Annotated in this window: 22 protein-coding genes and 1 tRNA gene; 14 read left to right on the top strand and 9 right to left on the bottom strand. The window is 73.0% G+C overall.

What is annotated here, in order from left to right:
- Nucleotides 1–53 precede the first annotated feature (53 nt).
- Nucleotides 54–1,244, top strand: a complete 1,191-nt coding sequence (locus GPA03_RS07960) for an acyltransferase family protein (RefSeq protein ID WP_156251480.1) — start codon at nt 54–56, stop codon at nt 1,242–1,244.
- 9 nt (nt 1,245–1,253) lie between these two features.
- On the opposite strand, the gene GPA03_RS07955 is transcribed toward GPA03_RS07960, so the two are convergent.
- The gene (locus GPA03_RS07955) at nt 1,254–2,741 is read right to left on the bottom strand and encodes an MFS transporter (protein ID WP_162458301.1); all 1,488 of its coding nucleotides are present in this window, start codon (nt 2,739–2,741) and stop codon (nt 1,254–1,256) included.
- 256 nt (nt 2,742–2,997) lie between these two features.
- Here GPA03_RS07955 and GPA03_RS07950 point away from each other — a divergent pair, with 256 nt between their 5' ends.
- Nucleotides 2,998–4,152 carry a hypothetical protein gene (locus tag GPA03_RS07950; RefSeq protein WP_156251478.1) on the top strand — a complete coding sequence of 385 codons (1,155 nt, stop codon included), beginning with the start codon at nt 2,998–3,000 and terminating at the stop codon, nt 4,150–4,152.
- Complete coding sequence (locus GPA03_RS07945) at nt 4,149–6,908, top strand: multicopper oxidase domain-containing protein (RefSeq protein WP_156251477.1); 2,760 nt, start codon at nt 4,149–4,151, stop codon at nt 6,906–6,908. Before GPA03_RS07950 ends, GPA03_RS07945 begins: the two co-directional genes overlap by 4 nt.
- A 6-nt stretch (nt 6,909–6,914) precedes the next feature.
- On the opposite strand, the gene GPA03_RS07940 is transcribed toward GPA03_RS07945, so the two are convergent.
- The 6 genes from GPA03_RS07940 to GPA03_RS07915 are packed head-to-tail and all read right to left on the bottom strand — an operon-like array spanning nt 6,915 to nt 13,239.
- Nucleotides 6,915–7,565: an aspartate/glutamate racemase family protein gene (locus GPA03_RS07940; RefSeq protein ID WP_156251476.1), complete on the bottom strand. Its 651-nt coding sequence runs from the start codon at nt 7,563–7,565 to the stop codon at nt 6,915–6,917.
- 28 nt (nt 7,566–7,593) lie between these two features.
- Nucleotides 7,594–9,597: a glycoside hydrolase family 127 protein gene (locus tag GPA03_RS07935; RefSeq protein ID WP_156251475.1), complete on the bottom strand. Its 2,004-nt coding sequence runs from the start codon at nt 9,595–9,597 to the stop codon at nt 7,594–7,596.
- An 11-nt stretch (nt 9,598–9,608) separates the two neighbouring features.
- Complete coding sequence (locus tag GPA03_RS07930; RefSeq protein ID WP_156251474.1) at nt 9,609–10,919, bottom strand: four-carbon acid sugar kinase family protein; 1,311 nt, start codon at nt 10,917–10,919, stop codon at nt 9,609–9,611.
- Nucleotides 10,919–12,187: a RuBisCO large subunit C-terminal-like domain-containing protein gene (locus tag GPA03_RS07925; RefSeq protein WP_241681158.1), complete on the bottom strand. Its 1,269-nt coding sequence runs from the start codon at nt 12,185–12,187 to the stop codon at nt 10,919–10,921. The genes GPA03_RS07930 and GPA03_RS07925 overlap by 1 nt, the downstream gene beginning before the upstream one ends.
- Before the next feature lie 13 nt (nt 12,188–12,200).
- Nucleotides 12,201–12,674: a hypothetical protein gene (locus tag GPA03_RS07920; protein WP_162458300.1), complete on the bottom strand. Its 474-nt coding sequence runs from the start codon at nt 12,672–12,674 to the stop codon at nt 12,201–12,203.
- A gap of 10 nt (nt 12,675–12,684) precedes the next feature.
- Nucleotides 12,685–13,239, bottom strand: coding sequence for a hypothetical protein (locus GPA03_RS07915; RefSeq protein ID WP_156251472.1), 555 nt, complete (start codon nt 13,237–13,239; stop codon nt 12,685–12,687).
- A 111-nt stretch (nt 13,240–13,350) separates the two neighbouring features.
- On the opposite strand from GPA03_RS07915, the gene GPA03_RS07910 reads away from it, so the two are divergent.
- From GPA03_RS07910 to GPA03_RS07890, 5 genes are all read left to right on the top strand, one after another.
- A complete protein-coding gene (locus tag GPA03_RS07910) occupies nt 13,351–13,647 on the top strand; it encodes a type II toxin-antitoxin system VapB family antitoxin (protein ID WP_156251471.1) in 297 nt (98 codons plus the stop codon).
- A gap of 37 nt (nt 13,648–13,684) precedes the next feature.
- A complete protein-coding gene (locus tag GPA03_RS07905) occupies nt 13,685–14,290 on the top strand; it encodes a LytR C-terminal domain-containing protein (RefSeq protein WP_162458299.1) in 606 nt (201 codons plus the stop codon).
- Entirely contained in the window at nt 14,287–14,724 is a 438-nt protein-coding gene (locus GPA03_RS07900; protein ID WP_162458298.1) for a DUF4190 domain-containing protein, read from the top strand. Before GPA03_RS07905 ends, GPA03_RS07900 begins: the two co-directional genes overlap by 4 nt.
- Entirely contained in the window at nt 14,706–15,449 is a 744-nt protein-coding gene (locus GPA03_RS07895; RefSeq protein ID WP_421958406.1) for a glutamine amidotransferase, read from the top strand. Before GPA03_RS07900 ends, GPA03_RS07895 begins: the two co-directional genes overlap by 19 nt.
- Nucleotides 15,450–15,623: 174 nt before the next feature.
- Nucleotides 15,624–15,714 (top strand) — tRNA-Ser (locus tag GPA03_RS07890).
- Between the two features lie 149 nt (nt 15,715–15,863).
- Here GPA03_RS07890 and GPA03_RS07885 read toward each other — a convergent pair.
- The gene (locus tag GPA03_RS07885) at nt 15,864–16,556 is read right to left on the bottom strand and encodes a hypothetical protein (protein ID WP_156251468.1); all 693 of its coding nucleotides are present in this window, start codon (nt 16,554–16,556) and stop codon (nt 15,864–15,866) included.
- A gap of 72 nt (nt 16,557–16,628) precedes the next feature.
- Between GPA03_RS07885 and GPA03_RS07880 the strand changes: the two genes are divergently transcribed.
- The gene (locus tag GPA03_RS07880) at nt 16,629–17,465 is read left to right on the top strand and encodes an NAD-dependent protein deacetylase (RefSeq protein WP_170296881.1); all 837 of its coding nucleotides are present in this window, start codon (nt 16,629–16,631) and stop codon (nt 17,463–17,465) included.
- A gap of 99 nt (nt 17,466–17,564) precedes the next feature.
- The gene (gene hutH, locus GPA03_RS07875) at nt 17,565–19,163 is read left to right on the top strand and encodes a histidine ammonia-lyase (protein WP_156251467.1); all 1,599 of its coding nucleotides are present in this window, start codon (nt 17,565–17,567) and stop codon (nt 19,161–19,163) included.
- Between the two features lie 136 nt (nt 19,164–19,299).
- Here hutH and GPA03_RS07870 read toward each other — a convergent pair whose 3' ends face one another.
- Nucleotides 19,300–19,848: an NUDIX domain-containing protein gene (locus tag GPA03_RS07870; protein WP_156251466.1), complete on the bottom strand. Its 549-nt coding sequence runs from the start codon at nt 19,846–19,848 to the stop codon at nt 19,300–19,302.
- A 62-nt stretch (nt 19,849–19,910) separates the two neighbouring features.
- On the opposite strand from GPA03_RS07870, the gene hutU reads away from it, so the two are divergent.
- From hutU to hutI, 4 genes are all read left to right on the top strand, one after another.
- The gene (hutU, locus tag GPA03_RS07865) at nt 19,911–21,566 is read left to right on the top strand and encodes a urocanate hydratase (RefSeq protein ID WP_156251465.1); all 1,656 of its coding nucleotides are present in this window, start codon (nt 19,911–19,913) and stop codon (nt 21,564–21,566) included.
- 117 nt (nt 21,567–21,683) lie between these two features.
- Nucleotides 21,684–22,901, top strand: coding sequence for an allantoate amidohydrolase (locus tag GPA03_RS07860; RefSeq protein ID WP_156251464.1), 1,218 nt, complete (start codon nt 21,684–21,686; stop codon nt 22,899–22,901).
- A gap of 112 nt (nt 22,902–23,013) precedes the next feature.
- Nucleotides 23,014–24,339, top strand: a complete 1,326-nt coding sequence (locus GPA03_RS07855) for a formimidoylglutamate deiminase (protein ID WP_156251463.1) — start codon at nt 23,014–23,016, stop codon at nt 24,337–24,339.
- The gene (hutI, locus tag GPA03_RS07850; RefSeq protein ID WP_156251462.1) at nt 24,336–25,553 is read left to right on the top strand and encodes an imidazolonepropionase; all 1,218 of its coding nucleotides are present in this window, start codon (nt 24,336–24,338) and stop codon (nt 25,551–25,553) included. Before GPA03_RS07855 ends, hutI begins: the two co-directional genes overlap by 4 nt.
- Nucleotides 25,554–25,560 lie beyond the last annotated feature (7 nt).

Raw genomic sequence — 25,560 nt, 5'->3', positions numbered from 1 at the left:
TTCAGCCAGATACCCGACGCGTCCGGCGCGGCGCCGCTCCTAGCGTCGAAGCCATGACGACGACGGCTGCACCAGCAACCCGCCGATCCACCCGGCTGCATGGTCTCGACACGCTCCGCGCCGCCGCGCTGGGCCTGGGCATCCTGCTGCACTCGCTCATGCCCTTCATGCCAGGCATACCGTGGCTGGTCAACGACACCCAGACCAGCGAGGCGACCTTCGCAGCCACGTACTGGATCCACCTGTTCCGCATGATCGTGTTCATGGCGCTCGCGGGCTTCTTCGGACGCATGGTCGCTCAGCGCCGCGGCACCCGCTCCTACCTACGCGACCGGGCGGTCCGGATCGCGTTGCCTGCTGTGGTGTTCTGGCCGATCGCGGTGCTGTCGCTGGGCATCATCGCGCAGGCGGGCGCACAGCTGCGGGGTGTTGACCCGCCCTTGCCGACGCCGCCGCCCGCCTCGGGCATCGCCGCCCTGCTCCTGCTCTTCACGCCTGGTCAGCTGTGGTTCCTGGTGGTGCTGATGCAGTGCGTGCTCATCGCGGTCGCCGTCCGCGCCGTGGCCAGGCGTGCGCTCGGCGACGCACGCAGCGGCCGGCTCGCCCAGCGGATCGGCTCGGTGCTGGCCTCGCCCGCCGGCATCGCGATCGCGGCCGTGCCGTACACCGCCTGCCTGCTGCTGCAGGGAATCGCTGGCGGCGGCATCCACGAGCCGCTCACGATCCTGCCCTCGCCCGCACTGATCGCCTATCTCGGAGCCTTCGCCACCGGTTGGTTCCTGCACGCGGCGTCAGGGTCGCTGGCTCGGCTCGCGCGGTACTGGCCGATCCACCTGGCGATCGGTGTCCTGCTAGCGGTGGCCGGATATGTCATCGAGGTCATGCCGGTGCCGCTGCTGGTCCAGGCGGCCGTGATCGCCGGCGCTGGCTGGGCCTGGGCGTTCGGACTGATCGGCGTGTGCATGCGTTTCCTGACGCGGGAGAACCGCGTCATGCGCTACCTGGCCGACTCCTCCTACTGGAGCTACCTGCTGCACCTGCCGATCCTGCTCGTGCTGGGGATCGCGCTCGCGGACCTCTCCTGGCCCATCCCGGTGAAGCTCGCCATCACCTGGGCGGTGACCTCCGCACTCCTGCTGCTCAGCTACGACCTGCTCGTGCGCAGCACGTGGATCGGGAGGTGGCTCAACGGGCGCCGGATGCCGAGGGTGCTGCGAAGGCGCGCTGCGCCGTCCTCAGACTGATCGGTTCACTCACGCGGCCCGTCGACGCCCGCGCAACAGCATCACGAACACCACCGCGACGAGCGCGATCACCACACCGTTGACCCCGACGACGGCGGCCCACCCCGACCCGAAGCCGCTCACCGCAAGCTTGGGGTCGAGCCCGCTGACGTCGCCGGTCGCGAGGCGATCGGCCGCCTCACCGCCGCCGACAGCGCGGCCGATCGCGACGGCGAGGCCGCCTCCGAAGACGGCGAGCACGATCGAGGTGACGCCTGTCCGCACGGTGTTGAGCAGACCCGACATCATGCCCACGTGCTCGCTGCCGGCCCGGCTCATCAGCTGGGCGTCGCACAAGCCCGTCAGCGTGCCGGATGCCACCCCGAGCAGCGCGGTCGGCACGAGGATCGCCCACGCCGCAGGGTTCGTGGCGAGCGCGGCCAGCGCGAACAGCCCCGCGCTCATCAGACCGAGGGCGAGCGCCACGGCGCGGGCAGGCGAGCCGCCGCGCGTGACCCAGCGCGAGGCGAGCATCGGCGTCACGAAGATCGGCACGGTGAACGCCAGCATCCAGGTGCCCGCCGGCCCGGCCTCGACGCCGCGCACCGTGAGGAGATAGGTCGGCAGATACACGGTGAAGCCCGCGAGCCCGACCGGGCCCATCACGCTCGCGAGCAGCCACCCCGCGACCTGCCGGTTCTTCACCAGGGCCAGGTCGAGCAGCGGCTCCGCCACCCGCAGGCAGCGCACCACGAACGCCGCGAGCACGAGGCACGCCGCCACCAGCTCGCCCACGACCACAACGGTGAAGCCGGAGCCGGTGCCGGTCGAGATCCCCAGCAGCAGCAGGCTCAGCCCGATCGCGAGCAGCACGGCACCGCCCACGTCGAGGCGGCGTGGCTGCGCGGCCCGGCTCTCCTCGATGAGATAGGTGCTGACCACCATGAGCACCGAGACCGCCGCAAGCACCACGAACGTGCCGCGCCAGCCCGCCTGCGCCACGATCCAGCCTGCGGCGGTCGGCCCGAAGGCCATGCCGATGCCGCCCGCGGTGCCGCACAGCGCGAACGCACGCACCCGGTCCACGCCGTCGAAGGAGCTCGCGAGCACGGCAGCGCCGCACGCCATCAGACCGGCCGAGCCGACACCGGACAGGATCCGGGCGGCGTCGAGGGACACGATGTCCTGCGCGAGCGCAGCGCCCACCATGCCCGCGGTGTAGAGGATCGAGGAGATCCGCAGCACCAGCCGGCGCCCGTACCGGTCCCCGAGCGCGCCAGCCACCAGCACCAAGCAGGTCGCGGCGAGCAGGTAGCCGGTGACGAACCACTGCATCCCGGCGGGGCCGGCGCGCAGCTCGGTGGCGATCGTGGGCAGTGCGATCGCCGTGCCCGATGTCGTCAGCGTGCCCACCACATACCCGGCCAGGACGCACACGAGCGCGGCCCACTGCCGCGGTGTCCAGGAACCAGAGCCGGCCGCCGAGGTGCGGCGGCGGCGCTGCAGCGAGAGTGTCACGGGCACTCAGGATAGGGCTCAGATCGAAACGTTACGACCACGGGCCGGCACCTGATCGGACGTGTTCTCGGGCACCCCAGCTCGCCGAGTTCGTTGCACATCGTCGGGTTCGTCGGGAGCACCAAGCGAACTCGCCGAGGTGCAACGAACTCGGCGGACGGGGGCGCGCACCGCTCATCCCACCCGCTCCGCGCCCCCACGAGCAAGGGCCCAAGGTCCCGGGCAGGCGCCACCGGCCGTTCCTAGCATCGGAAAGGTGCCCACCCGCCCGGCGCATCCGCGCGCGCTCCTCCTGATCCCCGCCGGCCTGGCGTTGCTCGCGGGGCTCGACGGCGCACTCCTGCTCCTCGGGCTCGCCGCCCCCGTGAGCTCGGAGCGCTGGGAGCAGGTGCACGGCCCGCTGATGGTCCTCGGCTTCGTCGGCACCGTGATCGCCCTCGAGCGTGCCGTCGCCCTGCGCCGGCCCTGGGGATACCTCGCCCCCACGCTCCTCGGCGTCGGCGCCCTCGCGCTCCTCGCGCCGATCCCGCTGCGCGCGGGCCAGGCGCTGCTCACCCTCGGCACCATCGCCCTGCTGCTCGTCTACCGCGCGATCTGGCGGCGCGGCCCGGCGCTCCCGCTCGCCGTCGAGATCCTCGGCGCCGCGAGCGCGACCGGCGCCGCCGCGCTCTGGCTCGCGGGCGTCGCCGTGCCGTTCCTCGCTCCGTGGCTGGTCGGGTTCCTCGTGCTCACCATCCTCGGCGAACGCCTCGAGCTCTCGGTCGTGGGTCTGACGACGACGGCGCAGCCCCCTCGTGCGCAGGTCCTCGCCACCGCCCTCGGTGGGCTGTGGCTCCTCGCCGCCGCCACCGCGCTGGTGCTGCCGACCGTCGGCTACCTGCTGCTCGGGCTGACACTGCTGACCCTGGTGGCGGTGGTCGGTACGGCCGACGTCGCCCGCCGCACCATCCGCACAGGCGGCCTCACCCGGTTCATGGCGGCCGCGATGCTGGCCGGGTACGTGTGGCTCGCCGTCGCAGGCGCGACCTGGCTCGTGGCCGGGCCGCTCTGGCAAGGACCTGGCTACGACGCCGTGCTGCACGCGGTCTTCCTCGGCTTCGTGATCTCGATGATCATCGCCCACGCGCCCGTGATCCTGCCCGCCGTGATCCGCCGCCCGCTGCCCTACCGGCCGGTGCTCTGGGTGCCGCTCGTGCTGCTGCACGCCTCGCTGCTGACCCGGGTGCTCCTCGGTGACGCCTGGGGCGTCCCCGCCGCGGTCGCCGCCTCCGGCGTCGCCAACATCGTCGCCCTGCTGCTGTTCGTGATGCTGGCCGCGGGCAGCGTCGTGCTGGGAGCCCCATCATCCCGCCCCCGCGCCGCCGAGCCCGCACCGGCCGCACCCGCACTCACCCTCGGAACCACACGATGAGCCAGCCCCACAAGACCACTGCATCACCGCCGTCGCGCGCCTCGCTCTACGTGCCCGCCAACGGGCTCGTGCTCGCCTGGTTCGTCGCCGCCGGCGTGGTCACCCTGGGGCACCGGTTCGTGCCCGCGGCCGGCTGGCTGATGGTGCACCTGCTGCTGCTCGGCGGCGTCAGCACCGCAATCTTGCTCTGGAGCCAGCACTTCGCCGAGACGCTGCTGCGCCGCCCCGCACCCGGCGGCCGCCGGGTCCTGTGGCTGCGGCTGCTCGGCTGGTCGGCCGGCGCCGCGCTCGTGACGGCCGGCATGATCACCGAGCAGACACCGCTGGTGATCGCCGGGGCCGCGATCGTCACGGCCGTGGCGGTGCTGCACCTCGTGGTGCTCGTGCGCCAGGGCAGCGGCAGCACCCGGATGCTCGGCAACCGCCTCTCCCACCTCGTGCGCTACTACCTGCTGGCGACGGCGATGCTCCCCATCGGGGTCGGGCTCGGCGTGGTCCTGGCACGGGTACCGGTGGGTCCCGAGGCAGGGGGTCGCCTCTACGTGGGGCACGTGGCCGTAACGCTGCTCGGCTGGGTCGGCACCACGGTCGCGGGCACGGTGGTGCTGCTGTGGCCGACCGTGCTGCGCACCCGCATCTCCGCCACCGCCGAGGCCACCGGCAGGCGTGCGCTGCTGGTGCTGCTCGCCGGGCTGGTCGTGATGCTCGCGGGACCGGCCAGCGGGTTCCGGCCGCTCGTGGGCGCCGGCTCCCTCGTGGTCGCCGCCGCGCTCGCGATGCTCGGCGTGCACGTGCTCGCGCAAGGCCGGGCTGCGAGCGCGGCCGGGACCGGCGGCACCTTCGCCGCGGCCTCGATCGGCGCGTCGCTGGTGTGGCTGCTCGGCAGCGTCGTCGGGTTCGGCGTGGTGGTCTCGACCGCTCCGTCGTGGACAGTGGCGCCCGACCGCCTCACCGGTCTGGTCGCGCCGTTCGCGGCCGGTTTCGTGGCTCAGGTGATGGTCGGCTCGATGACCTACCTGGTGCCGGTGGTGCTCGGTGGCGGACCCGCCGCGGTGCGCTGGAGCATCGCCGAGATGGAGCGCTCGGGCGCCGCCCGACTGGTCGTGCTCAACGCCTGCGTGCTGCTGTTCGCGCTGCCGCTGCCGAGCTGGGTCGCGGTCACGGTGTCGACCATGGGGCTGCTGCCGCTGCTCGCCTTCCTGGTCATCACGGTGCGGGTGGTGCTGGTGCAGCGCCGCAGCAGCAGGCGCACGCTCGAGCTGGCCGCGCCCGCACGCGGCGGCCCGGTCCCCCCGGCCGCCTTCGGCGCCTCGCTGACCGGGCGGCGCGGGCTCACCGGTGCGGGCCTGGGTGCCGTGCTGGTGGCGATCGCCGTGATCGGGGGCGTCGCCGTCGACCCGGCCGCCGCCGGCGTGCTGGCGATCCCGGCCTCCGCGGGCCCCGCGAGCACGGAGGCGGCCGCAGGCGAGACCGGTGAGACCACCACGGTCACCGTGACGATGGCCGACATGCGGTTCTCCCCCGACGTGGTCGAGGTCCCGGCCGGCAACGCCCTGGTGATCGACCTCGTCAACGCCGACGACCAGATCCACGACCTCGTGCTCGCCAACGGCGTCACCTCGGGGCGGGTCACGCCCGGCGAGTCGGTACAGGTCGAGGTCGGGCCGATCAGCGCCGCCCTGGACGGCTGGTGCTCGGTCGCGGGCCACCGGCTGATGGGCATGACCCTGACCGTGGTCACCGCCGGCGGCACGGTCACGGCCGGGGACGAACCCACCCACCACGGTGACCAGGGCTCCGCGACCCAGCCCTCCGCCGTCGGGGATCTCGATCTCATGGCGGAGCCAGCGGAGGGCTTCGAGGCGTACGACGCCGCCCTCCCGCCCGCCGCCACCAGCGGCACCGACGCCCACGGCACGACCAGCGAGCCCGACCCGGACGGCGAGGGCACGCTGCACCGGCTCACGATGCGCGCGGAGGAGGTCGAGCTCGAGGTCGCGCCCGGCGTCACCCAGATGCGGTGGACGTTCAACGGCACGGCGCCCGGGCCCACGCTGCGGGGTGCGGTCGGCGACACGTTCGTCATCACGCTCGTCAACGACGGCACGCTCGGCCACTCGATCGACTTCCACGCCGGCGCCCTCGCACCCGACGAGCCCATGCGCACCATCAACCCCGGCGAGTCGCTCACCTACACGTTCCGCGCCGAGCGCAGCGGGATCTGGATGTACCACTGCTCCACGATGCCGATGAGCATGCACATCGCGAACGGCATGGCCGGCGCCGTGATCATCGACCCGCCGGACCTGCCGGAGGTCAACCGGGAGTACCTGCTCGTGCAGTCGGAGCTGTACCTCGGGCCGCAGGGCGGTGTGGCCGACGCCGACCGGATCGCCTCCCAGCACCCCGACCTCGTCGTCTTCAACGGCTACGCCAACCAGTACCGGCATCAGCCGCTGCCCGCCCTCGTGGGCGAGCGGGTGCGGGTATGGGTGCTCGACGTCGGCCCGAATCGGCCGAGCGCGTTCCACGTGGTCGGCGGCCAGTTCGACACCGTGTTCTCCGAGGGCAGCTACCTCCTGCACGACGGCGGCGAGACCGGCACCGGAGGCGCCCAGGCGCTCGCGCTGCAACCCGCCCAGGGCGGCTTCGTGGAGCTGACCTTCCCGGAGGCCGGGCACTACTCGGGCGTCACCCACATCATGAGCGACCTCGAGAAGGGCGGCTCGGCGATCTTCGAGGTCACCGAGCCCTGAGCGACGTCAGCGGGCCGCGAGGGCCTGCGCGACGCGCCGCACGCCGAGCTCCGGGCTGGTGAGCACGGGCACGTCGACCGTCACGGCCGCGGCCGCCCCGGCCATCGACGCCTGCGCGAGCACCACGACGTCGTTCTCGGCCGCGAGGGCGACGATCGCCTCACCGACCAGCCGGTCGTGCGTGGCGGCGTCACCCCCGACGATCGCCTCGAACGCGCCCTCGACCACCCGGTCGGTCACCTCGATCTCGGCACCGGCGTGCGCGGCCCGGTCCCGCAGCAGCGCGACCGTGGGCTCCAGCGTGGTGGGTAGCGTCGCGATCACGGCCACGCGCGAACCGGTCGAGACGGCCTCGTCGGCCATCGCCTCGTCGATCCGCAGCACCGGCACCCCGAGCTTCTCGCTCAGGCCGGCCGCGTACCCGCCGATCGAGCTGCACGAGAACACCACGGTGGAGGCGCCGGAGGCCACCGCGGCGGCACCGAGCGCCTCGAGCCGTTGCTGCACCCCGCTGCCCTCGGCGTCACGGCCGAGGTCGCCCACGATCGTCGAGTCCAGCAGGTGCTGCACCTCGACCCCGGGCAGGTGCTCGGCCGACAGCGCCGAGAACGTCGGGATCACCACCGCACCGGTGTGGATGTAGGCCAGTCGAGTCATGTCGTTCTCCTCGTTGCTCGGGTCCTGCTCACCAGATCACCGGCAGCCACACCGACATCTCGCCGTCACCGCGGTTGCCCCAGCGGCCGTACGGCACCAGCCGCACCGGCAGCTCCGCGGGCGCCGCCGCGGGCAGCTCGCCGTACAGGTGGCCGCTCGCGACCAGCCGCGGCAGCCGGCGCGCGACGCCCTCGAGGACCGTGTAGCCCTCGAACGGGCCGTCGCCGGCCACCTCGGCCAGCTCGATGCCGCGCGGCAGATAGACCTCCTCGATGCCGACGCCCTCGGGCAGGTCGGCCTCCTCGAGGCAGTACACGATCGGGCCGCGCATCACCGCGACCTGGTTCGTGGCCTCCTCCACGAGGTGGTGCGCAGCCACCAGCCGCGCGCTCATCGGCAGCTCGAGCGTGATCGTGGCGTCGGTCCACTCCCGCTCGATCACCGCATAGCCGTGCTCGACGGCGGTGATCGCCTCGCCGTCGACCCTCACCGTGGCCTCGTCCCCGGCCCAGCCGGGGATGCGCACGCGCACCGCAGCACGTAGAGGAGCATCCGCGGTGACGCGGATCGTCACGGACCCGGCCGCGGGATAGGCGGTCGTCTGCTCGAGACGCAGGGTCCCGCCGTCGACCTCTGCCGCCATGGTTCCCGAGACGAACTGGTGCACCCACACGCCGTCGGGAGCGGTCCCGTAGACGTAGTAGGGCAGCTCGGCGAGAGCGCGCGCGATGTTGGGCGGGCAGCAGAAGGAGGAGTCCATGAACGCCTGCCGCGGCCGCACGTGCGAGGGCCGCACGCCCTCGGTGGCCCGCAGCTGGTCGCCCGCGCGGCGCAGCTCGTACGGCAGGTCCCGGACCTGCCGCAGCGGGTTCGTGTACAGGTAGGTCATGGCATCGGCGCCGATCATCGCGGGCAGCGCGTTGAGCAGCACCCGCTCGATCTCGTCGGCGAACCGGGCCTCGCCGGTGAGCGCGAGCATCCGCCACGCCCACATGATGAAGCCGATCGAGGCGCACGACTCGTTGTAGGCCGTGGTCTGCGGCAGCTGGTAGGAGCGGCCGTAGGACTGATGGACCTTGGTCACGCTCCAGTAGTCCTGCGCCGCGTCGGGCGAGGCGCCGTCGTAGAGCGCGCCGCAGCCGCCGGTGATGTAGAGCTTGCGGCCCACGAGGTCGTCCCAGAGCGAGTCGATCGCCTCGCGCAGGGCCGGGTCGCCGGTCTCCAGGACCACGTCGGTCATGCCCGCGTACAGGTAGTTCGCGCGCACCGCGTGCCCGGCAGCGACCCGCTGATCGGCGGCGGCGAGCTGGTCCTGGTTGTCGTCGCTGCCCGCGCGGCCCTTGCCGCCGTGCAGCTCGATCAGGCGCGCGGCGAGCGCCGTGTAGCGGTCGTCGCCGGTGGCGCGGGCGAGCTCCACGGTGCCCATGTAGTGCGAGGGGCAGATGTTGCAGTCGGCGAACCGCTCGGGGTGCTCCTGCACGGCCACCAGCAGCCAGTCGCCGAGCCGCTTCGCGACGCCGAGGAAGCGGTCGTCGCCGCTCGCGCGGTAGGCGATGCTCGCGAGCGTCATCAGGTGCCCGAAGTTGTAGGTCTCGAAGTCGAGCCGGTCGGCCAGCGGCCCGGGGCCGCCGTCACGCTCGCGCGTGGTGGTCTTGGTCTGGACGTAGCCGTCCGCGCGCTGGGCGCCGACGACGGCGTCTGCGGCCTTGTCGACCATGCTCACCAGGTCGTCCGCGTCGGTCTCGGCCGCGGCCACCACGGTGGCCTCGAGCCACTTGTAGAAGTCGCCGTCCATGAACGGGGCGCCGTGGTGGGCGCCGCGCGTGCCCTCGGTGACCCCGCCGGCGACGAGGAAGTTCTGGTACGCGTGCGCCCGGTCGGCGTCGAAGAAGATCGCGCCCATCGTGGGGATCGTGGTGGTGAGCGCTGCGGCGTGCATCGCCGGCAGCGGCGCGGCGCCGGTGATCTCGACCGAGCCGGGCGCGGCCGAGCTCATCACGGCGTGCGCGCTCGCGCGGGTGTCGGTGAGCAAGAGGATTCCTCCTAGCGCAGCGGGGTGCCGCTGCGGATGTCGTCGAACAGGTTGTCGTGGCCCATCTGGCCGCCCTTGAGCGCGACCTCGATGCCGCCACGGAGGTGCTCCTGGGTGCCCTCGGCTCGGCACAGCGAGACGATGCCCCAGGCGTTGCTGGTGATGCGCAGCGAGTCGATGCCGAGCCGCCGCAGCACGTTGCCGGAGGTGTCGCCGCCGGCGACCACGAGCCGGGTGTCGGGCCGGGCGCGCAGCACCGCGGTGCCGATCGCGGCGAGCCGCTCCTCGATCTCGGCGCTGCTCGCCGTGCGAGGTTGCCCGGGTCGTGTGGAGTGGACGACGACGGCGCTCCCCTGCGCCGCGAGCCGCAGGGCCTGGTCGGGGGTGCCCTCGGCGAACAGGTCGAGCGCGGTGAAGCCCGCCTGCACGGCGGCCTCGACCTGCCGCCACGTGAGCGCCGACGCCGACCCGCTCAGCACGAGCGTGGGGCCAGCGCCCGGGGCGATTTCAACGCACTTTCGACCGCTTTCCGACTTCAACGCACTGTCGACCACCGACTCTCCGGGCACGGCCTGCGCGCCGAGACCCAGTGCACGCGAGAGGCCGCCGGAGCCGAGCACGAAGCGCGGTCGAAGGTGCGTTGAAATCGGGTCGTGGTCGAAGGTGCGTTGAAATCGGGGGGTGAGGGTGGCGCCGAGGAGGCGCAGGTGGTCGTCGGTGAGGGCGTCGAGGACGAGGATGTCGACGTCGGCGCGGGTCAGGTCGAGCGGCGGCAGGTCCGCGAAGGTCGGCCAGTGCACCGCGCCGATCCGCAGCCCGGTCTGCGCACCCAGGTGCACCCGCAGGTCGGACTCGGTCGCGGGCGTGACCGGGTGGTTCGCCATCGTGGGCTGCCGGTCGAGGCGGTACACCTCGCCGCGGTCGGCCGCGAAGTGGTGGCTGAAGGCGGTGTAGCGGCCGAAGTCGGGCTGCGCGAACAGCACCGGGACCGGCGAGGTCCCCACCAGCGCGCGACCGATCTCGATGACCCGGCCGAGGCTGCCCACCTCGGGTGAGGAGTCCGCCGTCGAGCAGGCCTTGTACTGGAGGACGTCGGGACGCAGCGCCAGCAGCGCCTCGAGAGCGGGCCGGACCTCGGACTCGAGCTGCGCCGTCGGCAGCGAGCGGGCGATGCCCGCGATCCCGACGACGTCGGCCTCCCCCACCCGGGCGACGGCCTCCGGCGAGGTGACCAGGACGCCGTCGAGCCCGGTGCGGCGGAACTGCAGCAGCGCGTCGACCGAGCCGGTGAAGTCGTCGCCGTAGAAGGCGAAGCGCACCATCAGCGGCGGCCGAAGCGCTCGAGGGCAGCCGCCAGCTCGGGCACGGCAGCGGCACGATCCTCGAGCGGCTCGCCCGAGACCGCGGCATCCCACGCCTCCCGCATGGCCCGCACGCCCGCGGCCGAGCCGCCCGGGTGGCCGTGGATGCCGCCGCCCGCGAGCACCAGCAGATCCGTGGTCTGCACCGCCTCGTAGGTCGCGTGCGCGAGACCGGCCGACTGACCGGAGGACAGCACCGGCAGGCAAGGCGTGGTCCCCAGCAGCGGGGTGCGCACCTGCGCGATCGAGTCGAGCACGGTCGCGTCGTCCTCGTAGAACTTGTTGCGCAGCCCGTTGGTGTGGACGTGGTCGGCCCCCGCGAGCCGCCACAGCTTGGACGAGGCGTGGAAGCCGATCCCCACCTGCGGCGACCGGTTCATCGCGCCGAACATCGTGCGGTGCGCGTGGATCGGCAGCTCGGAGCGCTCCCGCAGGTACTGCAGCCCTGCGATGCCCACGGTGTTGACGGCGACCATCACGCAGGTGCCGCCGTGCGCCTTCACCAGGTCGTGGTGCTCACCGAGGCGGCCGATGTCGTCGGTGATGTTGAAGGCGTACATCGGCAGCTTGCCGGTGCGCTCGGCGCTCGCGTGCAGCGCCTTCATGACGGCGGGCACCCGCACCGCCAGCGGCAGCGCGGGCGAGTTGCCCTGCAGCTCGTCGTCCTTGATGAAGTCGATGCCCGCATCGGCGAGCTCGGTGACGAGCTCGGCCAGCTGCTCGGCGTCCAGACCGATGCTGGGCTTGACGATCGTGCCGATCAGCGGGCCGTCGTGCTCGCGGCCGGCGAGCTCGAAGGTGCCGTCGACACCGAACTGCGGCCCCCCGTAGGCATCCGCGAACGCCTGCGGCAGCTCGAGGTCGACCAGCTTCAATGCACCGGCCTCGCGGATCTCGAACAGGTTGCCCGCCACCGCGGCGAGCAGGTTGGGGATCGAGGGCCCGAAGTTGTGCAGCGGGAACTCAATCGTCACGCGCGCGCGGCGGGCCTGGCTCCAGTCCCCCGAGGCGCCGGGCAGCGGGGGCAGCCCGCTCGGGGGCAGCTCGGCGATGTCCACCACGCGGGCGGCGAACCGGGCCTTCAGCTCCTCGGTCTCGCGGGCGACCGCCACGAACGTGCCGCTGCTCTGCTCGCTCGCCATCACGGCGGCGGTCTGCTCCAGCGGCAGCGCGCTCTCGATCTCGTAGACGGCACGGACGACCTCGGCCACCGGCGGCCCTTCCGTCACCTGCGGCGACTATCTATGCACTACTGAATGGTCGTGTCATTCTACCGTCGGTGCCCCAGGCGGGCAAAGCGCGTCCACGAAGCAGACCGGACTCGGCCAGCAGCAGCGCGGCCGCGAGCAGCGCTGCCACTGCACCGGGCCGCAGCGCCGTCCCGGCCAGCGCCACGGCGCCGACCTGCAGCAGCGCCGCGGCGGGCAGCTGCCAGCGGCCACCGTTGCGGGTCCAGTGCAGCAGCAGCACGGCGCCGAGCACGATCGTGATGCGCGCCGAGGTCTGGTAGCCCGCGTAGGCCGCCCCCTGCCCGGGGATCACGAACCCCGGGCTGATGTAGCTGTAGGTGCAGTCGAGGTAGCCGTCCCAGGTGGTGACGCAGTACGAGGGGGTCATCCAGCCCGCCACGTACTCGGTCTCGGCACCGACCACGCCCCACGGCAGCCCGAGGGCGAGCAGCAGCGCCACCGCTGCGAGCGCCACCCGGCCGTTCATCGGCTCGCGCTCATCGGCGGGCGCCCCCGAGCCACGCCGCCACCCCGGCGCACCCGACGCCGAGCGTCTGCAGGAACCCGGCGTTCGAGGAGATGCCCGGCAGCACGATGACGACCCAGTACGCCACCAGTGCGGCGGTCGCGATCATCGCGATGACTCGCATCTGCTCGGGGTCCCGACCCTTCAGCAGCGTCACCAGCTGCGCGAGCGACATCACCGCCGCGAACAACGCCCACAGCGTGTAGTCGGTCCACCCCATGCTCCCGCTCTGCGAGATCGTCAGGCCCACCAGCACGAAGACCGGGCACAGGATCCGTGCCCACGTCATCACGGTCGCCGACGACGGCGGGGCGCCCTGAGCAGGTCCGGGCGCCTGGGGTGCGCCCTGCCATCCTTGCTGCGGCTGCGGCCCGCCCCACCCAGGGGGAGGCGGACCCCCGAACCCGGGCTGCGCCGTCTGGCCCTGACCGGGCCACGGACCAGGGTGCGACGACGGACCGAAGCCCGGCTGCGCCGTCGGGCCCTGCGGGTATGAGCCGGGCGGACCCGGGGGTGGCGTCGACATGAGCACATCCTGGCCGTTCCGGTGCCCGGCGTCGATGGGGTGGCCGACCCTTCTCGATATCAACCTGAGGACGGATCGCCCCGCGTCACCGCCGTCTCTTAGGATCAGTGGGTGATATTCAAGTCGGTCGGCGATGAGCGCCCGTACCCCGATCATGGGCGGACCACGCCGAAGGACTGGGCGGACGTGCCGCCCCGGCAGGTGCATCTCGACGAGCTCGTAACCACGAAGTCCACGCTCGACCTGCGCAGCCTGCTCTCGGAGGACTCCACGTTCTACGGCGACCTGTTCGCCCACGTGGTCCGCTGGAAGGGGACGATGTACCTGGAGGATGGGCTGCACCGCGCGCTGCGGGCGGCGCTCGGCCAGCGGAACGTGCTGCACGCACGCGTGCTGGACCTGACGTGACCGGGGATTCCCGGGGCGTCGGATAGGTTCTACTCCCGTGAGCCAGAGCACGGAGGCCGTGCGCGCCCGAGCAGCCCGCCGTCGGCACCTGCAGCAACGCCAGACGGTGATCTTCGGCACCCTCGTGGCGGCGCTCCTGGTGATCGGCCTGCTCGGCGGTGCGGTCTGGTCCGGCGTGATCCCCTCACCGATCGATGTGCCGATCAACAGCGGTGAGGCAGCGGGCACGCCCCCACCGGTCGCGCCACCGTGCCCGCCCGCCGAGACGCTGCCGGTCCCATACGCGGAGATCAGCGCGAACGTCCTCAACGGCACGGACGAGCAGCAGCTGGCGGCCCGCACCGCCGCGGTGCTGCAGGACTACGGCGTGCAGATCGGGCGGCAGGCGAACGGCACGCCGTACGGCGGCGTGGTGCAGCTGACCACGGGTCCGCTCGGCGTCGCCTCGGCGTACACGCTCGCCGGGGTGTTCTCGAGTGCCCAGATCGTGCTCGACGGGCGCGAGGACGCGACGATCGACGTGCTGCTCGGCGACGGTTTCGACGGTGTGCTCGCGCCCGATGAGGTGACCCTCGACCCCGCGGTCGCCATCCCGGCCCCCGAGGGGTGCAAACCGGTCGAGACGCCGAGCGTCGAGGGGTGAGCGCGCCCGGGTTCACCCCGCTGTCGAGCACGCCGGCTCCCTACGGCGCGACCGACCTCGCGCTGGATGTCCCGGACGCGCTGCGCGTGCAGCCGCGCGAGGACCTGCGCGACCCGGTGGACCCGCAGGTGTTCGTCAATGAGTACACGCGGCCGTTGCCCACGTACGAGGAGACCTTCTCGGGGCCGGGCTACGAGGCGAAGCCGGCACCCACCAGCGGGTTCGCGGTGGCGGCGCTGGTGTGCGGGATCGTCGGGGTGTTCACGCTCGTTCCTGCCCTCGCGGCGATCGTGCTCGGGCACGCCGGCCTGTGGCGGACCCGCTCGAACACGCACAGCGGGCGCGGCCTGGCGATCGGCGGGATGGTGCTCGGGTACGCGGTCTCGACGGTGGTCGCGCTGGTGATACTCGCGACGTGGATCGCCTCGCCATGAAGCCGTTCCTGCTGCTGGCCACCCGGCCGGAGCACGACGCTGCCGACGCCGAGTACGCCTCGTTCCTGCGGTTCTCTGGGCTGAGCCCCGAGCAGCTGGTGCGGGTGCGGCTGGAGCAGGCTGCCCTGCCGGAGCTCGACCTCGACGACTACTCCGGGATCTTCCTCGGTGGCAGCCCGTTCAACTCGAGCGAGCCGCACAAGTCCGAGCTGCAGCTGCGGGTGGAGAACGACCTGCGGCGGCTGCTCGATGAGGTGGTGCCGCGCGACTTCCCGTTCTTCGGCGCCTGCTACGGGGTCGGGACGCTGGGCATCCACGCCGGTGGCGTGGTCGACTCGACGTACTCAGAGCCGGTCTCGGCGGTCGAGGTCCGGCTGACGGCGGAGGGCCGCGCGGACCCGCTGCTGGCCGAGATGCCGGAGGCCTTCGCCGCGTACGTGGGGCACAAGGAGGCGCTGGCCGGCCTGCCGCCGGGGGCCGTGCTGCTCGCGACGGCGCAGAGCTGCCCGGTGCAGATGTTCCGGCTGGGAAAGAACCTGTACGCCACCCAGTTCCACCCCGAGCTCGACGAGGACGCGATCGTGGCCCGCATCCGCGTGTACGCCAACCACGGGTACTTCCCGCCGGAGACCCGCGACGCGGTGATCAGCAGCGTCCGGGGCGCCCCGGTGGGCCACGCGCACCTGCTGCTCTCGGCGTTCGTGCAGCGGTACGCCCGGGACTGAGGCGCTGCTCACAGCGCGTGCGGCGTGACTCAGGCGCCCCGATGGCAGCGGAGTCACGCGGGAGGGCCTGATGTCGTCACTGGGGTGCCATAGGGGCACTCGGGCGACGCGACGTCGGTGCGCGGCCTCGGTTTGGGCCGACCCGCCACGTTGGGTACCCTGTCCAGCGGCCTAGGTAGCGTGTCCGAGCGGCCGAAGGTGCAGCACTCGAAATGCTGTGTGGGTTAATCGCCCACCGTGGGTTCAAATCCCACCGCTACCGCCAACGGAATCAACCCCCGCCCATGCTTTTCGGGCGGGGGTTGATTCCGTTATCAGGCAGGGGGATTTGGGAGGAGCGCAGCGCCGTGCGACGAAGGACCACGTCGCTGCGCGACGGCGTCCCACCGCTACCGCCGAGCTGCGGGCGCCCCCTCACCAAGCCCGCATGTTCCGGATCATCGCGACAGCGTCGGCGACCGACACCTCGAGCAACCCGCACCGGATCCAGATGCGCGGCCGCGGCACCCCGGCGGCCTTGACGATCACGATGGCCCGGTCGACCTTGATCTCGGGGATCTCGATCCAGGTGTGGAACCGGCGGGGTCCCATCGTCGACTCGATCCCCTTGGGGGTGAGGCGGATCCGGGTCCCCCGCACCCACCAGGTCAGCACGGCCAGCCATGCCCCGAACAGCAGCGCGAGCGCACCCATCACAGTCATCGCGGGGTCATCCATGGGTAGTAGCAGTGCCACGCCCAGTCCGAGGAGCAGCAGCGTCAGCACGGCGCAGAGCACGACGACGCTCGTCTTGGTCGGCAGGAGCAGGTCGTTCCCCTTCTGAACCACCCCGTACGGCAGCGCCCGCTCCTCGGCGCTCAGCTCGGCGCGGTCGGCAGCCAGGGCCCCCGCCTGCCGGGCCGCCAGCTGCTTCGAGACCCAGCTCGCTGCCGCGACGAGCCCGGCCGCGTACACGACGAACCCGAGCAATGCCCACCACCACTGAGCTCCGGCGAGACCGGCCGCCGTCGTCGCCCCGAACGACAGCAGCACGAGCACGACCACGTGCGCTGTCCACCGCAGTCGCAGCAGTCTGCGGGTCCGTCGCATCCGGCTGGCCCGTGGCATGCCGCTGATCCCATCCCACGCGCGGTGCCTCGTCAATCGGTAGCACTCCCCCGCCGGGCATACGGTGGGCACGTGACCAAGGCGACCCGGCTCGGAACCGTGAGCGACGCCGTCGGGATCCTCGCCCGCACCCGCCTGGCGGTGCTCACCGGTGCGGGCATCTCGACAGACTCCGGCATCCCCGACTATCGCGGCCCGGACTCCCCACCGCGCAACCCGATGACCTTCCAGCAGTTCGCCGGCGACCAGGCCTTCCGCCGCCACTACTGGGCCCGCAACCACGTGGGCTGGCGGCACATGCGCACCACCCGCCCGAACGCCGGCCACCGCGCGCTGGCCGGGCTGGAGCGCCGCGGCCTGCTCTCCGGCATCATCACCCAGAACGTCGACCTCCTCCACGAGCAGGCCGGCGCGACGAACGTGATCGACCTGCACGGGCACTACAACGAGGTCATCTGCCTGACCTGCAAGACCGTGTTCACGCGCGAGCACATGCACGAGCGGCTGGACGAGGCGAACCCGGATTTCGCCGTCGAGGTGGGCGATGTCGAGATCGCCCCCGATGCCGATGCCGTGCTCTCGGACACCGCCGGCTTCGTGGTGCCGCCGTGCGAGGTCTGCGGTGGCATCCTCAAGCCGAACATCGTCTACTTCGGGGAGAACGTGCCCAAGGAGCGGGTCGCGGCCGCGTACGAGATGGTCGACGACGGCGGTGCCCTCCTCGTCGCGGGCAGCTCGCTGGCCGTGATGTCCGGGCTGCGGTTCGTGCGGCACGCCGCCAAGGCCGGCAAGCCCGTGGTGATCGTGAACCGCGGCGAGACCCGGGGCGACGCTCTCGCCACCCTGCTCGTCGACGACGGCACCTCCGAGTTCCTAGCCGAGCTCGCCGCCTCGCTCCCCGACCTCTGACCCGCTGACTGCGAACATCCACGGTGAGTGCGCACTGCGCACGATGCGCAGTCACCGGGGAAGTGCGCACTCACGGGCACCGTGCGTGAAGATGAGCCGGTGAACACCACCGCACTCACTGTCGAGGTCGGCGTCGGACCCGTCGCACCCGAGGACCTGCTCGCCGTCGCCCGCGACGGCGCCGCCGTCCGGCTGACCGCCGAGGCGAGCGCCGCGATCGAGAGGGCGCGCGCGGTCGTGGACGCGCTCGCCGACGACGCCGTTCCCCACTACGGCATCTCCACCGGGTTCGGCGCGCTCGCCACCCGGCACATCGCCCCCGAGCGGCGCGCCGACCTGCAGCGCTCGCTGATCCGCTCGCACGCCGCATCCTCGGGACCGCCTGTCGAGGTGGAGGTCGTGCGAGCGATGATGCTGCTGCGGCTGTCGACGGTCGCGGGAGGCCACACCGGCGTGCATCTCGCGACCGCGCAGCTGCTTGCCGATCTCCTGAACCACGACATCACACCCGTGGTCCGCGAGTACGGCTCGCTCGGCTGCTCGGGCGACCTCGCACCGCTCTCGCACTGCGCGCTCGCCCTCATGGGCGAGGGCGAGGTGATGACTCCCGACGGCGAGAGCCACCCTGCCGCTGAGGCGCTCGCCCGGGCGGGGCTCGCCCCCGTGGAGCTCGACGCCAAGGAGGGGCTCGCGCTCATCAACGGCACCGACGGCATGCTCGGCATGCTGCTGATGGCGATCGCGGACCTGACGATGCTGCTGCGGACCGCCGATGTCGCCGCAGCCATGTCGGTCGAGGCGCAGCTGGGCACCGACCGGGTGTTCGCGGCCGAGCTGCAGGCGCTGCGCCCGCACCCCGGGCAGGCGGCCAGCGCGGCCAACCTCAGGGCGCTGCTCGCCGACTCCGGCGTGGTCGCCTCGCACCGCGGCCCGGACTGCAACCGGGTCCAGGACGCGTACTCGCTGCGCTGCTCGCCGCAGGTGCACGGCGCCGTTCGCGACACCATCGCGCACGCGCTCACGGTCGCCGAGCGGGAGCTGGCGGCGTCGATCGACAACCCGGTGGTGCTGTCCGATGAGGGGCGTGGCGATCTGACTTCGGGTGAACCCGGGGGCGGAGCCCCCGGGCGTGTGGAGTCGAACGGCAACTTCCACGGCGCCCCGGTCGCCTATGTGCTCGACTTCCTCGCGATCGCGGTGGCGGATGCCGCCTCGATGTCCGAGCGCCGCACCGACCGGTTCCTCGACGCCGCACGCAACAACGGCCTGCCGCCGTTCCTCGCGCACGACCCCGGCGTCGACTCCGGGCTGATGATCGCCCAGTACACGCAGGCTGGGGTGGTCGCGGAGCTGAAGCGGCTCGCGGTGCCGGCGAGTGTCGACTCGATCCCGAGCTCGGCGATGCAGGAGGACCACGTCTCGATGGGGTGGGGTGCAGCACGCAAGCTGCGCCGCGCCGTCGACGGCCTCACGCGCGTCCTCGCGATCGAGGTCATGACGTCGGCCCGTGCCCTCGACCTCCGCAGCCCGCTGCGGCCCGCCCCGGCGAGCACCGCCGTCGTGCAGCTGCTGCGGGAGCACGGCGTCGGGGCGCCGGGCCCCGACCGGTACCTTTCCCCCGAGATCGAGACGAGCTATCGGCTCGTGCGCGACGGCGCGGTGGTCGCCACGGCCCAGCGACACGTGACGCTTCAGTAGCGCCCCGCCTGGGGGACGTGGAACCGCGCGGCCGGATCCACCCGCCTCGACGATCCCATCTGGAACGTTCTCCACGCTCGATGCGATGGCAACCGGTTGTCTGGCCGCGCCCGCGCCATCGAGCGTGGACTTTGTTTCAGCGCGCCGTCAGCAGCCCGAGCGCGATCGCGTGGGCGAGCACGTCGGCGTGGATGGTGTCGTGCTCGGCGATGTACTCGACCGCCTCACCAGGTGCGAGCTGCAGCACCTCGGTGACCTGCTCGCCGTCGTCCGGGTTGCTCGGCGGACCCATCACCTCGACCTGGGCGACCGCGTGCAGCCAGTACGCCCGCGGGTGTGGCAGGTGCGGCCGGTACGGTTCCGCGGTGCGGCTGTCGGCCACGAACGACGAGAACGGGGTGGGATCGCCGATCAGCCGCGCGCCCGCCTCCTCGACGAGCTCCCGCCGCGCGAGCTCGAGCAGCGACTCCCCCGGCTCGCGCGTGCCGCCGGGCAGGAACCGCCAGCCCTGGATCGACCTGCTCACCACCACGTCCCCCACGGGCGTGACCGCCACCAGGTGCAGCCGGCTCACCAGCTCCTCGGGCGGCGGGTCGGTCGTGTAGCGCACGTCGCAGCTGGCGTACCCGACGCGCTCGGTGCCGTAGAGCCGCGCGACCCGCTCGTGCCACCGGTCCTCGCCCATCCGTCCATCGTCCCAGCCGCCGAACCGCTGACGGCCGGCGACCCGCTGGCTAGCGTGGCGGGATGGACGGCGCACGGCAGGTCCGTGCCCCTCGGGGCACCACGTTGACCGCCCGTAGCTGGAGCACCGAGGCTCCGCTGCGGATGCTGATGAACAACCTCGACCCCGAGGTCGCCGAACGCCCGGACGACCTCGTGGTCTACGGCGGCACCGGGCGCGCGGCGCGCGACTGGGCCAGCTTCGACGCGATGGTCCGCACTCTCACCACGCTGGCCGACGACGAGACGATGCTCGTGCAGTCCGGCCGCCCGGTCGGGGTGTTTCGCACCCACGAGTGGGCGCCGCGGGTGCTCATCGCCAACTCCAACCTCGTGGGCGACTGGGCCACCTGGCCCGAGTTCCGGCGTCTGGAGCACCTGGGCCTGACGATGTACGGGCAGATGACCGCGGGGTCCTGGATCTACATCGGCACCCAGGGCATCCTGCAGGGCACCTACGAGACCTTCGCCGCGGTGGCCGCCAAGCGGTTCGGCGGCAGCCTCGCCGGGACGCTCACGCTCACCGGTGGGTGCGGCGGCATGGGCGGCGCGCAGCCGCTCGCGGTGACGCTCAACGAGGGGGTGTGCCTCGTCGTCGACGTCGATCCCGCGCGGCTGCACCGGCGCGTGGAGCACCGCTACCTGGACACGGTCGCGGAGGACCTGGACGACGCCGTCGAGCTCTGCCTGGCCGCGAGAGCGGCGCGTCGAGCGCTCTCGGTCGGCGTGGTGGGCAACGCCGCCGAGGTCTTCCCCGAGCTGCTCCGCCGCGGCGTCGAGATCGACGTCGTCACCGACCAGACCTCGGCGCACGACCCGCTCTCCTACCTTCCCGAGGGCGTGGCTCTCGAGGACTGGGCGGACTACGCCGACCGCAAGCCCGAGGAGTTCACCGACCGGGCGCGTGAGTCGATGGCGCGTCACGTCGAGGCCATGGTCGGTTTCATGGACGCGGGCGCCGAGGTCTTCGACTACGGCAACTCGATCCGTGACGAGGCCCGCCAGGGCGGGTACGACCGCGCCTTCGCCTTCCCTGGCTTCGTGCCCGCCTACATCCGGCCGCTGTTCTGCGAGGGCAAGGGGCCATTCCGGTGGGCCGCGCTGTCCGGCGACCCCCAGGACATCGAGGTCACGGACCGGGCGGTCCTCGACCTGTTCCCGGACAACGAGCACCTGCACCGCTGGATCACCGCGGCGCAGCAGAAGGTCGCCTTCCAAGGCCTGCCGGCCCGCATCTGCTGGCTCGGCTACGGCGAGCGCGACCGTGCGGGGCTGCGGTTCAACGAGCTGGTGGCGGGCGGCCAGATCAGCGCCCCGATCGTCATCGGCCGCGACCACCTCGACGCGGGCTCGGTCGCCTCCCCGTATCGCGAGACCGAGGCGATGGCCGACGGCTCCGACGCCATCGCCGACTGGCCCTTGCTCAACGCGCTCACCGCCACCTCCTCGGGTGCGACCTGGGTGTCGATCCACCACGGCGGCGGTGTGGGGATCGGCCGGTCGATCCACGCCGGCCAGGTCAGCCTCGCCGACGGCACCGACATCGCCGCCGCCAAGCTCGAGCGCGTGCTCACCAACGACCCGGGCATGGGCGTGATCCGGCACGTCGACGCGGGCTACGACCGCGCCGAGCAGGTCGCCGCCGAGCGTGGCGTCCGCGTCCCGATGCGGGAGGGCTGAGCGTTGGCCGAGCCGCCCGCCCCCGCCACCCCACCCCGCCCAGTTCGTTCCACATCGTCGAGATCGTCGGGCGCACCAGGCGAACTCGACGATCGGGAACGAACTGGGCGAGCGGGGGTGCCCGACGGCGGAGCTCGCCTGGCCGAGGCTGCGTTCCGTTCGGACTGGGCTGCTCTGGGCGACGTGGGGCGGGACGCCCGCTCGGGCGGGTACCGGCGGTTCGCGTGGACGCCCGAGGACGCGACGTTGCGGGAGTGGTTCCTCGGGCGTGCGGGCGGGCTCGGGATGGAGGTCGTGACCGACAGGTGCGGGAACCTGTGGGCGTGGACCGGCGACCCGGACGCCGCCGTGGCGGCCGGGCGGGCGCCGCTGGTGCTCGGCTCGCACCTCGACTCGGTCCCCGACGGCGGCGCCTTCGACGGCCCGCTCGGGGTGGTCTCGGCGTTCGCTGCGCTGGAGATGCTGCGGGCAGCGGGGCGCGCGCCCGAGCGGCCGATCGGTATCGCGTGCTTCGCCGACGAGGAGGGCGCGCGGTTCGGCATCGCATGTGCGGGCTCCCGGCTGCTGACCGGCGAGCTCGACGCCGACCGTGGCCGGGCGCTGACCGACGCCCAGGGCACCAGCGTCGCCGACGCGATGGCCGCGGCCGGGCTGAACCCGGCGCACGTCGGCCGCGACGAGGAGGCGCTCCGCCGCATCGGCACCTTCGTGGAGCTGCACGTCGAACAGGGGCGGGCGCTCATCGACGAGAGCGCTGCGGTCGGCGTCGCGAGCGCGATCTGGCCCCACGGCCGTTGGCGCCTGGACCTGCACGGCCGCGCCGACCACGCCGGCACCACGCGCCTGCCGGACCGTGAGGACCCGATGCTCCGGCTCGCGAGCGCGATCACCACGGCCCGCGCGGCGGCGCACCAGCACGGCACGGTCGCGACCGTCGCCAAGGTCCACGTGCACCCCAACGGCGTCAACGCCATCCCCTCCCAGGTCACCGCCTGGCTCGACGCCCGCGGACCCGACCCCGACGCGGTCCGCCGCGTCGTGACCGAGGTGAGCACCGCCGTCGGGAGCGAAGCGAGCGAGGAGTCCTGGACGCCGTCGACCGAGCTCGACGTGCCGCTCCGGGACCGCCTGGCGACCCTGCTCGGCGACGCCCCGGTGCTCCCGACCGGCGCCGGCCACGACGCCGGCATCCTCTCCGCCGCCGGCATCCCCGCCGCGATGCTGTTCGTCCGCAACCCGACCGGCGTCAGCCACAGCCCTGCCGAGCACGCCGAGGAGGCCGACTGCGTCGCCGGCATCGAGGCCCTCGCGCGTGTGATCGAGGACCTCGCGTGAGCGGCATCCGGCCCCTCGCGCACCGAGTTCGTTGCCGACCGTCGAGCTCGGTGGGTGCACCCGACGAACTGAACGGTCGGCAACGAACTCGGCGTCAGGGAGGTGCAGCTCGGTGACCTTCTGGTGCGAGCGGGCGTGGTTGCCCGACGGCGTCGCCTCACGGGTGCGGATCGTCGCCTCGGGTGGGGTGATCGTGGGGATCGTCGCGGACGCCGACCCGCAGCCGGAGGACGAGCGGCTCCGGGGCCTCGTGCTCCCGGGGCTCGCGAACGCCCACTCGCACGCGTTCCACCGCGCGTTGCGAGGCCGCACCCACGGCGAGGGCGGCACCTTCTGGACCTGGCGCACGCGGATGTACGCGGTCGCAGCCCGGCTCGACCCGGACTCCTACCTCGCCCTCGCCCGCGCCAGCTATGCGGAGATGGTGCTGGCGGGGATCACGTCCGTCGGCGAGTTCCACTACCTGCACCACGCCCCCGGCGGCACCCGGTACGCCGACCCGCTCGCGATGTCCACGGCACTCGTGCAGGCAGCCGCCGACGCCGGCCTCCGCCTCACCCTCCTCGACACCTGCTACCTCGCCGGCGGCCTCACCGGCTCCGGGTACGCGCCCCTGGCGGACGAGCAGCTGCGCTTCTCGGACGGCACCGCCGACGCCTGGTCCGGGCGGCACGAGCAGCTGCGAGTGCTGGCCGGCCCGCGCGTGGTGATCGGGTCGGCCGTGCACTCGGTGCGGGCGGTCCCGGCCGAGGCCCTGCCCGTGATCGCCGCAGCAGCCGAGGGCGAACCCCTGCACGTCCACCTCTCCGAGCAACCCGCCGAGAACGAGGCGTGCGTGGCCGCGCACGGCGTCACGCCCACGCGCCTGCTCGCCGACCACGGCCTGCTCGGCCCCTTCACGACGGCGGTCCATGCCATCCACCTGTCCCCCGCCGACATCGCGCTGCTCGGGCAGACCGCGACCGCGGTGTGCGCGTGCCCCACCACCGAGGCCGACCTCGCCGACGGCATCGGCCCCTTCCCCGAGCTCGCCGCCGCGGGTAGCCCGCTGTGCCTGGGCACCGACCAGCACGCGAGCAGCGACATCCTGCTCGAGGCCCAGCGCCTCGACGCCCACCAGCGCCTCCGCTCCGGCGAGCGCTCCGGCTTCGCGCCGGGCACGCTGCTGCAGGTCGCCACCGAGCACGGTCAGCGCGCCCTCGGCCAGCCCGGCGGCAGCCTCGAGGTCGGCGCACCGGCGGACCTGGTCGCGCTCGACCTCGACACCCCGCGCATGGCGGGCACCGACCCCGCGCAGGCCACTCTCGTGGCAGGCGCCGCCGATGTGCGCACGGTGGTCGTCGCCGGCGAGGTCGTCGTGCGCGACCGCGCCCACCGCCTCGGTGACGTCGGCGCGTTGCTGCGCTCCGCCGTCGAACCTCTCTGGGAGAGCTCATGAGCACCCTGGTGACCGGAATCGGCGAGCTCGTCACCCATGACGAGCGGTTCGGGGGCGATCTCGGCGTCCTCGAGGGCGCTGCGCTCGTCGTCGAGGGCGGCCGGGTCGCCTGGGTGGGCGCGGCCGCCGCGGCGCCGGCCGCCGACACCAGCCTCGACCTCGAGGGCCGCGCGGTCATCCCCGGGTTCGTCGACTCGCACACCCACCTGGTCTTCGCGGGCGACCGGGCGGCGGAGTTCGAGGCGCGCATGTCCGGCACGCCCTACGACGGCGGCGGCATCGCGAGCACGGTCGCCGCCACCCGCGCGGCCACCGACTCCGAGCTGCGCGCCACCCTGGCTCGGCTCGTCGGCGAGATGCGTGCCCAGGGAACGACCGCCGTCGAGGTGAAGAGCGGCTACGGGCTCACGATCGATGACGAGGTGCGGGCGCTGCGCCTCGCGAGCGAGGTGACCGACGACGTCACCTACCTCGGTGCGCACGTGGTGCCGCCCGAGCTCCGCGGCCGCGAGCGCGAGTACGTCGACCTCGTCACCGGGCCGATGCTCGACGCATGTGCGCCGTACGCGCGCTGGATCGACGTGTTCTGCGAGCCCGCCTCACCCACCGCGTTCGACGGCGACGCCTCCCGGGAGATCCTGCTCGCCGGGCAGCGGGCCGGGTTGGGTCTGCGGGTGCACGGGAACCAGCTGAGCGAGGGCCCGGGCGTGCGGCTCGCGGTCGAGCTCGGCGCGGCGAGCGTGGACCACTGCACGCACCTGGGTGCCGCGGACGTCGACGCGCTCGCCGCCGGGGACACGGTCGCCACGCTGCTCCCCGGGATCGAGTTCTCCACACGCTCGCGCTACCCGGACGCGCGGCGGCTGCTCGAGGCGGGTGCCGTGGTGGCGCTCGCCACCGACTGCAACCCCGGCAGCGGGTACTCGAGCTCGATGCCGTTCGCGATCGCGCTGGCGGTGAGGGAGATGCGGATGACACCGGCCGAGGCGTTGCGGGCGGCCACGCTCGGGGGCGCGCAGGCGCTGCAGCGGCCGGACGTGGGGCACCTGCGGGTGGGGGCTCGGGCCGATCTCGCCGTGCTCGACGCCCCCAGCTACCGGCACCTCGCCTACCGCCCGGGGGTGCCGCTCGCCCGGGCGCTCGAGCTGGGCGAGAGGCCTACTGCCACCCAACCGCAGCACCGAGCGCATGACGCCGTCGGGGGAAACCGATAGCGTCGGA

Origin of the sequence: Pseudactinotalea terrae, from assembly GCF_009733845.1 — a bacterium.
In the GTDB taxonomy this organism is placed as follows: domain Bacteria; phylum Actinomycetota; class Actinomycetes; order Actinomycetales; family Beutenbergiaceae; genus Pseudactinotalea; species Pseudactinotalea terrae.
Note: the sequence above shows the minus strand (reverse complement) of the source record. Positions and strands in the feature narration are given on the sequence as shown.

Coding starts and splice junctions, on each gene's coding strand:
- hutI (WP_156251462.1), top strand. CDS start 24,336: ATGAGCACCCTGGTGACCGGAATCGGCGAGCTCGTCACCCATGACGAG.
- GPA03_RS07870 (WP_156251466.1), bottom strand. CDS start 19,848: ATGGGCGAGGACCGGTGGCACGAGCGGGTCGCGCGGCTCTACGGCACC.
- GPA03_RS07960 (WP_156251480.1), top strand. CDS start 54: ATGACGACGACGGCTGCACCAGCAACCCGCCGATCCACCCGGCTGCAT.
- GPA03_RS07945 (WP_156251477.1), top strand. CDS start 4,149: ATGAGCCAGCCCCACAAGACCACTGCATCACCGCCGTCGCGCGCCTCG.
- GPA03_RS07930 (WP_156251474.1), bottom strand. CDS start 10,919: ATGGTGCGCTTCGCCTTCTACGGCGACGACTTCACCGGCTCGGTCGAC.
- GPA03_RS07920 (WP_162458300.1), bottom strand. CDS start 12,674: ATGAACGGCCGGGTGGCGCTCGCAGCGGTGGCGCTGCTGCTCGCCCTC.
- GPA03_RS07885 (WP_156251468.1), bottom strand. CDS start 16,556: ATGCCACGGGCCAGCCGGATGCGACGGACCCGCAGACTGCTGCGACTG.
- hutU (WP_156251465.1), top strand. CDS start 19,911: ATGGACGGCGCACGGCAGGTCCGTGCCCCTCGGGGCACCACGTTGACC.
- GPA03_RS07940 (WP_156251476.1), bottom strand. CDS start 7,565: ATGACTCGACTGGCCTACATCCACACCGGTGCGGTGGTGATCCCGACG.
- GPA03_RS07915 (WP_156251472.1), bottom strand. CDS start 13,239: ATGTCGACGCCACCCCCGGGTCCGCCCGGCTCATACCCGCAGGGCCCG.